Below are 10,984 nucleotides of genomic sequence, written 5' to 3'. Positions count from 1 at the left end.
CCCGAGCACCCGGACTACCCCCGCATCCTCGCCGTCTTCAACCAGACAACCGCCCCCCCTGCGCGCCCGCGACGTCTGCGAAGCCCTCGACCAAGAACTGCTGCCGAAGAACATCGAGCGCACCCGCGCCAAGCTGAAACGCCTGGTCAAGCTCAACATCCTCACCGAGCCCAAGGCCGGCAGCTTCACCAGGAACCAGTAGCCGCCCGAACTGCCTGACCAGCAGCCCCGTCCCCAGCCTCAGCCAGGAACGGACATCACCTCACGAACCGCCCTCTCAGAGCACGTGTGAGGTTCGAGGAGTGGGTCACCGTGATGTCCGGATGGCTATGTCACCGACGGGCAGGCGGTCTGTGCTGATCAGGAATACTTCGGTCGGGGGATCTTGGTGACAGCGTCCGGGTTCCCTGGTGACATGAGCCCGGATCGCCCGCCCCGGTGTCAGCCATCCCGCACCTCACACAACCGGCCGCAGGCTAGGCCGGTTGACCGGCCTCTCGTCCGATGGGTGCGCGCACTCCCGATCGCGCTGGTGGGTGATGATGACGCGGTGAGTCTGGACTTGAGTAACCACGAACTCCTATCGATGCAACATGGCGCTCGCCGCCGCGGCCAACCGCTTGACGGTCGGGCTGTCCGAGCCGCTGCACACCGACGGCCCTCGGTTCGATAAGAAGCTGCCCGGCTGCTGGTACGTGGACCTGTCGCACATCGAGATCGACCCGCGGCTGCCGTCGCCGTTCACGCCGACCGGCGAGCGGCCGACGGGCCCGGCCTGGTACGCCACCCCCACGGTGGCTTACGCCCATGAGCTCGGCTACGAGGTCCATCCGCTTCAGGCGTGGATCCGCCCGGAGGCCGGGCCGTACCTGGACCCGTGGTACGAGCGGCTGCGCGACGCCTACCTCGTAGGCGATGGCCGACCTAGGCGTCACCAAGGAACTCGGCGAGCGCGAGTACCTGGACGCGATGGCCGACCACAAGGCCGCTGACCCGGGCCTGGCCGCCGTGCTCTCCGCGGTCAAGGCGACGGTCAAAGGCGGCGTGGGCAAGCTCCGTGAGCGGCCGCAGGGCACCCGCTACCGGCCCGGCGAGCGGCGGCCCGCTTCGGAACGCCCCACCTGGCGGCCGGACATCCGGGCCGCGGTCATCGCCACCGCCCGGGTCAACATGCACCGCAAGATGATGCGCATGGCCGAGCACGGCCGCTTCCCGCTGGCGGTGCTGTCCGACTGCGTCGTCCACCCCAGCCCCGGCCCTTCCCCGCTCGATCTCCTGCCGCGTTCTGCGGAGGGCAAGCCGGCGCCGGGCACGTTCCGGCTCGGCGTGAGCCCGGGCCCGGGGATGGTCGAGCTGGAAGGCGCCCGGCCGTTCGTCGACATGGTCGGCTTGGCCGACGCCGGCGCCAACCCCGCCCGCCACATCAAAGACGGGGAGGCAGACGATGACGGAGCACACCGCCCTGTTCACGTTCGACTTCGAGACGGGCACGGCATTTCTGCCGCCGGTGCCACGTCACCGAGCAGGACATCCTCACCCGTGACGAGGCCGGCCAGTGGCACGCCGCGCACCAGCGGCACGGCCGCCCGCTCCACGACTCGGCCGACCGGCCGGGCGCGGCGGTGCTGCCCTTCCCCGGCCGACCCCGAACCACCAACGGAGGTGAATGAGGCGTGGGAGAGCTCCAGGGCAGCATCGAGGCCGCGCTGCAGGGCGCGCAGACCCGGCCGCTGCCGGTGTCCCCGACCAAGCGGATGGAGATCATCGTCCGGGCGGAGGGCGGCTCCACGAAGGCGGCCGCGGCCCGGCTGGGCTGCTCCCAGCGCCAGGGCGAGCGCTACCTCGCCCGACAGGTGCGCCAGCCGACCCCGCGGCTGGCGGCCGCGCTCGAGCGCGAGGCCCGCAAGGCATGGCAACCCCAGGGTGCGGCAGCGCACGATCCGCCGCGCCGCACAGGCCGGGATCACCGTCGAGACCCGGGCGCGGTTCGGGTTCACCGCGGCGCCGGAGTCCACGGACGACCCGCGGATGCGGCGCATCACCGAGGCCGTCGACCCGGCCACCACCACCGCGCTGCTCGCCGCCTACCAGGCCGGCGCAGACGAACAGCAGCTGCGCGCCATCCTCGCCGCCGGGCTCGGGCAGGCCTACTTCCGCGACCACGGCCACCGCGCCCAGGGCTTGGACGTCGCCATCAACGCCATCGACTACATCGACCTCGACCTGACCTAGCGGCCCGGCCCTGCCCCGGGGGTGGCCTGGTGAGACTGAGCGCTTCAGTTGGCGGGTGAGCGCTTGAGGTGGCGGAGCTGAGCGTCTGGGGTGGCGGGTGCCGTGTTCGGCAGGCGGTTACGGTGGTCAGCCGGTCTTCTCTCGTGGCGTCTGCTCTCCCGCCTCGATGGCGAAGGGCAGCCGGTTGCCCGGCGGTGGGACGGGGCAGATGGGGAAGTTGTCGCTGAACGCGCACGGCAGGTTCACCGCCCGATTGAAGTCCAGGCGCACCTGCCCGTCCTCGCCCACATCGGAGATCACCAACGAGCGGCCGGCGCCGTAGGTGGTGACGCCACTCGTGCCGTCGGCGAACACGGTGTTCAGCGTTCCGCCGGAGCGCAGCACCTGCAGGGTGTACGTGTGGTGGTCATGCTGGACGTGCACGAGCCCGGGGGAGTCGTAGGTGTGCTCGCTCAGCCCCGGATCGACGGAGCCGAGTGTGATCAGGCCCGAGGACTCGTACGGTTCGTAGTGGCCGGTGAGCACCCACGTGGGGTTCGGCTCGAAGACGGGGACGCCGCGGAAGTTCCGCCGCGTCGGCGCGTCCGGGTCGTAGACCACGATCATGTAGGTCTCCCGGTAGGTGATGCCGATCTCCAGCTCACCTGTCGCCACCCGTTGGTCGTCGGGAGCGTCGACCAACGAAAGCCGCTTCACGGTGTCGAAGCTCTGGCCGCCGAACGACATCGTCGCCCCTGCCGGGTCGATGACGACCTCGTCGTGGTCCTGGGACCACAGGCCCGGCAGCCCCGGGTAGCGGCGGGGGACGTCATCCAGCCAGTACAGCGATCGCGCCGACAGCCAGCCGTGCGGTGCGACGAGCCACCGTTCCCATCCAGCCCGCCACGCCTTCCAGTCCTGCGTGAACTGCCCACCAGTGATGTCTGGGCCGTATGCCATCGTGCGGCACCCGCTTTCTCGTTGATCCGGTTCCGGTGGCCCCACCGTGCTCGGAGCCGGGCCAGAGGGCAAAGGAACGTGCGAGAACCGCAAAAGCGCCGCATCCCGGCGCGCGGGCATGCGCGGCGGCCGTCGGCGGGCCCGGGGCCGGGTCACTTCGTGCGAGCGCGCAGATGCATCCGCTCGCCTTGCTGCCCGAAGATGACGAGCAGCTCAAGGGGCTGGCGGCCGGCGTTCGCCATGGCGTGCGGCACCCGGGTGTCGAACTCGGCGGCCTCACCCGCCCTCAGGAGGAAATCCTTCTCGCCGAGAGCGAGCCGCAGCGTGCCGGTGAGGACGTAGAGCCACTCGTAGCCCTCGTGCACCTGCTGGTCGAGCCGCTCGGGGACCTGCGCGGACACCGGCAGAACCTGCTTGAACGCGTGAAGACCGCCCGGGGCACGGGAGAGAGGCACCCACACCACGCCGTCACGGTTCACCGGCTGCGGGTGAATGCGCGGATCGCCCGTTGCCGGCGCACCGACCAGTTCGTCGAGCGGCATGCGGTACGCCTGCGCGAGGGGGAGCAGGACCTCCAGCGTCGGGCGCCGCTGGCCCGATTCGATCCGGGACAGCGTGCTGACGGACATGCCCGTCAGCACCGCGAGCTGCTCCAGCGTGGATCCGCGCTGCTTGCGGATGGCGCGCAGCCGTGGCCCGACCGCGTCGAGGATGGCATTGAGGTTGTCGGCCATGGAACGATTTTGCGCTTTCCGCAAAGTTCTCTCCACCCTCGGCCCGAGCCACCGCACAGTGGGCGCATGACTACCCCAGCAGAAGCTGAACCCGCACCCGAAACGGGCAACGTCGCAGATCGTGTCGATGTCGTCGTGGTGGGCGGCGGCCTGGCCGGCCTCGGCGCCGCCCTGACCCTTGGCCGCGCGCGTCGCTCGGTCCTCGTCATCGACGCGGGCCACCCGCGCAACGCGCCCGCCGCCCACTCCCACGGCTACCTGACCCGCGACGGCACGCCTCCCCTGGAACTGCTCCGGCTGGGGCGGCAGGAGATACGCGGCTACGGCGGACGGATCGTCGAAGGCACCGTCGAGACCATCGAGCGGCTCGACGACGGCCGCTTCCGCATCACCACCCGGGAGGGCACCAGCCACGAGGCGCGGCGGGTACTCGTGACCACCGGACTGGTGGACCAGTACCCGCACATCCCCGGCCTGCACGAACGATGGGGGCGTGACGTCGTCCACTGCCCCTACTGCTTCGGCTGGGAGCACCGCGACCGCGCCCTCGCCGTCCTCGGCACCGGACCCGGCGCGGCGACGCAGGCACTGATGTGGCGCCAGTGGAGCCAGGACGTGGTGCTGTTCCGGCACACCGCGCCCGAGCCCACCGAAGAGGAACTGGCCCGGCTCGCGGCCCGCGGCGTCACGGTCGTGCCTGGCGAGGTGGCGGCGATCGAGGTCAGCGACGACCGCGTCGCCGGCGTCCGGCTCGCCTCCGGCGAGGTCCACCCGCGCGAGGCCATCGTCATCGGCCCGCGGTTTACCTCCCGGCACGAGCTGCTCGACCCCCTCGGCGTGAAGGTCGTCGAGCACCCGCTCGGCATCGGCCGCCAGATCGAGGCCGACCCCAACGGCTTCACCGGTGTGCCCGGCGTGTGGGTCGCCGGCAACGTGTTCGACGTGACCGCCGGCGTCATGCAGTCCGCGGCGTCCGGTGTCACCGCGGCCGCCGCGCTCAACGCCGACCTGACCGCGGATGACACCGAGCGCGCCCTCCTGGCCCGGTGAGCGCCGTGACGCAGCCCCCGCCTGGCGGAATCGTCGCCCGCGACCCACACATACGAACGCGGCGTCGGCCTGGTGGCGATCCAGCCGGCCATTCCCGCGCCGGGGAGAAGCTGTGGTCGCTCACCCCGGCCGGGCTGGAGGCCGCCGCGATCGAACTCGGGCGCCCGATACAGGAGATGGGCGGGCTGGCCCGCGGGGCGGGCCGCACGGGCGCTCCGCACGCCCTGTGCGTGGGCGAGACGGTCTGGGCACTGTCCAGGCCCGCCCCGGACCTGGCACGGCTCCAGGATGCGCCCCAGGGCGCTGTGGAGGCCGCTCGGGCGGAGCCGCCCGGGTTCGGATCCCTGGAATCGTGGGCCACGGAGGTGCCGCTGCCGGCGACCGGCACCTGGGCCACCGCCGGCCGCGGCGGCGCGCAGGCCGACGCCGTCCTGGTCGCGCCCGAGCGCGGTGTGCCGCTGCTGTTCGTGGAGGTCGACACCTGCCACATGGACGCCCAGCGCGTCGCCACCAAACTCGGCAAGTACATGCGATTCCTGCGCCGCCGCGTCAAGGACGCCGAAGGCCACAAGCGGGCGACGCTGCCGATGTGGCGCAGCCGCTGGGACTACCCCGACGACACCTACGACCAGGCGCTGCTTCCGCCGCTGCTGCTGGTCTTCCACCGCCTCGGCTCCCGCTCTCCCCAGTCGTCCTGGGAACTGGTGGCCGACCGCACGCGCGCGCACTGGCAGGGCCGCTGGGACCGGGAGGGCGGCTACCACGGCTACGACGACAAGATCCCCCTGCTGTTCACCACCATCGACGCCCTGCGCGAACACGGCCCGACCGGCCCCGTCTTCCACCGCGCCGGCCGCGACCGCGCCCAGACGCTCCACGACGCCATCGGCAACCCCCGCCGCGAGGCCGCTCTGGCCCGCCAGCGTCGCGCTCCACGAGGAACGGGCCCGGCAGTACCAGGCCGAACAGACAGCCGCCCGCGAAGCCCGGCGCCCCGCCTGCACCGAGTGCGGGCGGAAGGTCACCGACACCCGCTGGAAGTACACCCAGAGCCGGGACAGCGCCTACGACACGCACCGGCACCTGTGCGAGGCCTGCGCGGCGGCCGCCACAGCCCGCGCCCGGGCCGAACGACAAGCCGCCGAACGCCAGGCGTGCCGACGCTGCCGCCGCCCCCGCCATGACGACCAGCCGGTCACCGATCCCGCCCTTCGCCACGCCCCGCCGCCGGACGGCCTCCACTGCCCCGACTGCCGCCAGGAGCTCAACCCCCAGCCCGACCGCGGCCGCCTGGCCCGCTTCCTGCGCGGCTCCTGACAACACCGCCGCCAGGTGGTCAACCACAGGTCACAGCAGGGGTTGACCAGAATGGTCAAGCCTGGACAGCCTCGCCGGACATGGTCAACCGGCCGCCGGTGCGAATGGTGCGGCCGTGGTCTGCCCGCCGGCCATGCCTCTGCACAGTCCTCTCAGTAGGTGTTTGGGAACCCCGGGATGGCAGGTCAGGGCCAACGCGATGCGCGTGGGGACGAGCAGCCGTTTCGCCGAGCGCTTCCGTAACGGTTCGGGCTGACCGTGCAGTGGAGCATGCCCGCCAGTCGGGCACCCGCCCGGCCAGCGAGAATGCGGCCGATCGCTGCCAGCATCGTCTGCTGGAGCCGGCTTCGGCGGCCATAGCGGAAGGCCAGCCATTCGATCTGCCCGGCGTGCGCAGGGATGCCCGAGACGGGACTACCTGGTGGTTTATTGGGTGTTTATCCGGTGATGCCAGGCTGGCGCCCAAAGAGGTGGGGAGTGGCCAAGACAGCCGCGCACGCTGGGATGTCTGAGGTACCCGGCGGCCTGCTGCTCCTCAACGATGGGGCCGAGGCGTCGCCGTGGAGGCGGCGCAGACCAGGGAGGGGATTCCGTTGAAGAAGCGACTGTTCAGGTTCGCCGCGCCCGTGGCTCTCGCCGGAGCACTTGTGGGCGGGTCGGTGGTCATGGCTGCTCCGGCACAGGCAGATACGTCCGACTGCACTGGACTCCTCAAGGAATTGGGTTACAAGCTCACGCAAGAGAGGGTCGAGGCTTGTGAAACTGGGAGTAGCGGTGGGGACTGGGCGACCGAGGCATGCATGATCCGGCTCGGCGCAAGTGGCGTGAAAGCTGACCACACCGGGCCAGCCTGCCGAGAAGCAGCGCGCTGACGCCCTGGGCCGAAGACTGCCACGCATACGGAAGCCCCACCGTTGCGTGGAACTTCCGTGTCTGGACATGCCGGACTTAGGGCCAGCGAGTGAACTCCAGGGGCAGCCCACGGGAACCGCAACAAAGGACCGGCCTGACGCTGCCATGAGTTGGCATCGCCGATGACGAGGACTGGTGAGGTGTCTGGTCAGGCGCGGTGCTGTGACAGCGGCTGACCAGTTGGGCCGGGGCTGGATTGCGACGTCTTCTTCGTCCAGGAGGCGGCCGGGCCCTTGCAGGCCAGGCGCTTGGCCATCACCGTGATGAGGGCCCAGGCCAGGTGTGCTTCGGCGTGCTGGGGGAGGCGTTCGTAGTCGCGGACGTTGCGGCGGGCGTTCATGAGCCATCCGATGGTGCGCTCGACGCACCAGCGGCGGGGCAGGACGACGAAGCCCTTGGAGCCGCGGAGGCGGGAGACGGTCTGCAGGGAGAGCCAGAGGCGTTCGCCGGCCCAGGTGGTCAGCTGGCCGGCGTATGCGGAGTCGACCCAGACTCGAGGAGCCAGCGCGGGAGCCGCGGCAGGGCCTGCCGGGCGGTCCACCACAGCCATAAGCGCCCCAGCACCCCCGACGGAGGCGGAGGCGAGGTCGAGGAAGGCGACACCACCTCCCCACCGTAGCCGCCCCACCACAGTACTCACCAATGTGGTCCAAGCCCGCCTCAACACCAGGTCCGAGGCCCTCCTACAGCCCGATCTCGTCCAGGGCGGCCTGCTGCGCGGCGGAAAGCTTGTCGCGTCGGCTGCGCATGTTGGATCGCCATACCCCTAGCCGCACGACCACCGCTTCCTGCTCCTGCTCCTCGTGCTCGCCGCTGGTCTCGCCGCCGAGAACGACGTGCTCGATGTGGGAACGCGGGACGGTCAGGTGGCCCTCCCGCTGGAGGTACTGCTTCGCGGCGGCCAGACCGCGCTCGAACGCCGCGGCCCGGGCCCCGCCCGCCGGCGCCGTGGCGGCGGGGTTCGGCTCGGCGGGGGTGACGCCGAGCGCTTCTAGGCGCCGGCACTGTTCGTCGTTCAGCTCCCCCCAGGCCTGGCGCTGGCGCTCCAGCCACCGGCCCACGTCCTCTCCCCCGAGAGTGACGCCAGGGACGATGTGTTGGACGTCGCCACCGTCATCGACGATGGTGTGGAGCTTGGTGAACATGCGCTGCCAGTCAACGCTCCAGCCGCGTGTCCGGGGGTTCCAGTCCGGGTCGATGGCCGCCAGCTGCTGCGCGCGCCGCGCCGCGCGCTGCGGGTCCTTCCCCAGCCCGCCAGGGCGGCGGAGGTTGGTCAGCCACTGCCCGACCGCCTTGCCCTCGATCGCGGCCGTCTGCGGGGCGCACAGCGTGCCGTGCTCGGCGAAGTACGCCCGCGCCGCCGCGAGGTTCTCCTCCCACGCCAAGCCGGGCGCCGACCACACCATGCCGAGCTCCTCCAGCCACGTCACGCGCTTGCGGCCCATGTCGTCGTCCTGGAGGCGGCCGGCGGCGTACTCGGTGCGCTGCTCGCTGATCCACCGCCCCAGCGGCGCGTTCGTGTCCGGGTCCCGGTAGTTCAGCGGAACGCGGAGGTTCCCGTGCTGCTGGTGGTAGCGGACGGCGGCGGCGTAGCCGCGTGCCCAGGACTCCTTGAGCGGGTTGAGGACCTGCATGTTCACGAACCTGCGGATCGTGGCCGGGTCCCGCTTCACCGCGAACCGGAGCAACAGCCGACCCTCTTCCTCACCGTCCTCGGGCTCATCACCGATCCACTCGGACGGCTCCACCGAGTGGGAGAGTTCTTGCGGAATAGCAAGCATTTCCACCATCTTCGCGTCGTGCGCCCGCAGAGCAGCCATCACCGATACCAGAGGCCGCCAATCGCCCGAGGCGCACATGTCTTCCGGCTTCTCGTTCTTGTCCAGGAAGACAGGCACCACGATAGTCGCCAACTTGCCCTCCTTCGGCTTCTGACGCAAAGCACGGCCGATCGCCTGGACGATATCCACCACCGACCCCTTCGGATCGATAATCGCGATACTGTCCACGCTTGGCACGTCGACACCTTCGCCCAAGACCTTGCAATTACTGAGAATCGCGCGGTGCACGGGCAGATTTCGGCTGTCGATGCCCTCGCCGAATTCCCGCAGCACCGCGCGGCGGTATTCCGGCTCGTGCTCGCCGCACAGCCAGTTCGCCCACAGCCGCCTCGGGTCCACGTGTCGGCCTGGGTCGTCCGCGTAGAGCTTCTCCGCCACCCCGTGTACCCCGGCCGCCCAGGCCTGCGCCTCCATCGTCTTGTGGTGGAAGCTAATGAGGGTCTTCAGGTCGTGCTCGGCCATCGCCTCCAGCACGGCCGTCTGCAGCGCCGCCATCCGCTGGCCACGCACCTTCTCCGAGTTCTTGTCTTCCCCTCGGAGTTCGGCTGCTTTCAGCTCCTCGTCCCGCAATTCCAGGACCACGACCTGAAACTGTGCCAAAAGTTCGCGGCGGACTGCCTCACCCAGAGGGAGGAAAAAGACGGTCGGCCCGAACAGCGTCTCGTCATCCATGCTGGCGGCCATCTCCTCCGGCAGCGCCTCCCGCATTCCCTCGCGGACCCCGCGCGGCGGGCGGACCTCCCAGATCCTCGGCGTGGCAGTCATGTACAGCCGGCGGTGCGCGGGGATGACCTCCTGGTCGTGGATCCGCGCCCATGCCTTCCCCAGGCTCCCGCTGGTGCGGTGCGCCTCGTCGACCACCACCAGGTCCCACGGGGCCAGCGGCTCCAGGCCGTACAGCTCACCGCCCATGCCCCCGTGAGCCTTCGCCAGCACGTCCAGAGACGAGTAGGTGGCGAAGACGGTCAGCTGCCGCTTCCCGGCCGCCCACAACGCCAGCTGCGGCGCGGACGTCGTCGGCTTGACCTTCGCCCGCCACAGCGCCCCGTCACCTTCCAGCGAGCACACCGCGAACGCCTCACCAGTACGTCCCTCCCGCCGCCAGGCCAGCGCCGTCTGCGTCAGCAGCTCCAGCGTCGGCACCAGCACCAGCACCCTGCCGAAGGGCGCGATCCGCTGCGCCGCGTGCGCGGCCGTGATGGTCTTCCCCGTCCCGCAGGCCGACACGATCGTCGCCCGCAGCCCGTTCGCAGGGATGGGGTTTCCCGGTGCCGGCTCCAGCGCCCGAACCGCCGCGTCGATGGCCTCGATCTGGTGCTCCCGAAGCGTGCTCGGGCCCGTCTGAACCATCCTCGCGTCTCGCATCTCAGTAACCCCCAGCCATGAATTCGGTGTACTTCCTGCGATTTTCACCGCCGCATTTCGCAATGCCGCTACGATTCCAGCGGTGGCGCCGTTCTCATCCATCGCTTCCCAGCGGTGGTGACGCCCCGTCATCCGATCGTGGGTTCCGGGGGTGGCCTGATAGCCTGCAACTCTACATGGCTCACTGATGTGATGCACGCAGTTCGGTGAACTTCCTTCGTGCGGGTGATGGAGGGTAAGGTGTCCGCCATGTCCCGCCACTCCGCCCCGGTTAGGGGTGTCCGCCCGCCCGCTGGTTGGCGTGGGTGGGCCTGGACCTGGGGAGCGCCGGGACGGGTTGCCTGGCAGGCAGTGGGTGTCGGCGGTGTGGGGCCCGGAGTTCTGGCCGAAAGTCCCCAGTTTCCGGAACTTCACATAGCCCGCGAAGCGATGCACCACCGCCCTTGCAGCCCCGCTCCCGTAGCTGCCTGCTTCTCCCGCCGGAGCGAAGCGGAGGCGGGGAATTCCCGCGAAGCGGGTATTCCATCGCTTGTCAGAAACCGCGCGCAGCGCGGTTTCTGATCCGGCGTGAAACGCCGGATACCGGCCGCGAAG

7 protein-coding genes and 2 pseudogenes are annotated in these 10,984 nt (G+C 70.5%); 5 read left to right on the top strand and 4 right to left on the bottom strand.

What is annotated here, in order from left to right; translation table 11 throughout:
• The 3 genes and pseudogenes from ACTWQH_RS31955 to tpg all read left to right on the top strand — a co-directional run.
• Nucleotides 1–202: pseudogene (locus ACTWQH_RS31955) on the top strand (hypothetical protein); the annotation flags it as partial.
• Nucleotides 203–590: 388 nt separating this feature from the next.
• A pseudogene (locus ACTWQH_RS31950) lies at nt 591–1,440 on the top strand (telomere-associated protein Tap); the annotation flags it as partial.
• A gap of 483 nt (nt 1,441–1,923) precedes the next feature.
• A complete protein-coding gene (gene tpg, locus ACTWQH_RS31945; RefSeq protein WP_443290312.1) occupies nt 1,924–2,232 on the top strand; it encodes a telomere-protecting terminal protein Tpg in 309 nt (102 codons plus the stop codon).
• Nucleotides 2,233–2,358: 126 nt separating this feature from the next.
• On the opposite strand, the gene ACTWQH_RS31940 is transcribed toward tpg, so the two are convergent.
• Nucleotides 2,359–3,171 (bottom strand): DUF1684 domain-containing protein, encoded by an 813-nt coding sequence (locus ACTWQH_RS31940; RefSeq protein WP_443290311.1) that lies wholly within the window; start codon nt 3,169–3,171, stop codon nt 2,359–2,361.
• Nucleotides 3,172–3,323: 152 nt separating this feature from the next.
• On the bottom strand, nt 3,324–3,905 hold the full coding sequence (locus ACTWQH_RS31935; RefSeq protein WP_443290310.1) for a helix-turn-helix domain-containing protein: 582 nt from the start codon (nt 3,903–3,905) through the stop codon (nt 3,324–3,326).
• A 66-nt stretch (nt 3,906–3,971) separates the two neighbouring features.
• On the opposite strand from ACTWQH_RS31935, the gene ACTWQH_RS31930 reads away from it, so the two are divergent.
• Both ACTWQH_RS31930 and ACTWQH_RS31925 read left to right on the top strand, forming a co-directional pair.
• Entirely contained in the window at nt 3,972–4,955 is a 984-nt protein-coding gene (locus ACTWQH_RS31930; RefSeq protein ID WP_443290309.1) for an NAD(P)/FAD-dependent oxidoreductase, read from the top strand.
• Nucleotides 4,952–6,139, top strand: a complete 1,188-nt coding sequence (locus tag ACTWQH_RS31925; RefSeq protein WP_443290308.1) for a replication-relaxation family protein — start codon at nt 4,952–4,954, stop codon at nt 6,137–6,139. Before ACTWQH_RS31930 ends, ACTWQH_RS31925 begins: the two co-directional genes overlap by 4 nt.
• A 1,193-nt stretch (nt 6,140–7,332) precedes the next feature.
• Here ACTWQH_RS31925 and ACTWQH_RS31920 read toward each other — a convergent pair.
• Both ACTWQH_RS31920 and ACTWQH_RS31915 read right to left on the bottom strand, forming a co-directional pair.
• Nucleotides 7,333–7,734 (bottom strand): hypothetical protein, encoded by a 402-nt coding sequence (locus ACTWQH_RS31920; RefSeq protein WP_443290307.1) that lies wholly within the window; start codon nt 7,732–7,734, stop codon nt 7,333–7,335.
• Nucleotides 7,735–7,867: 133 nt separating this feature from the next.
• Entirely contained in the window at nt 7,868–10,588 is a 2,721-nt protein-coding gene (locus tag ACTWQH_RS31915; RefSeq protein WP_443290306.1) for a Helicase associated domain protein, read from the bottom strand.
• Nucleotides 10,589–10,984 lie beyond the last annotated feature (396 nt).

Origin of the sequence: Streptomyces sp. 6N223 (assembly GCF_052246635.1) — a bacterium.
Classification (GTDB): domain Bacteria; phylum Actinomycetota; class Actinomycetes; order Streptomycetales; family Streptomycetaceae; genus Streptomyces.
This window is presented reverse-complemented; position numbering and strand designations above follow the sequence as displayed.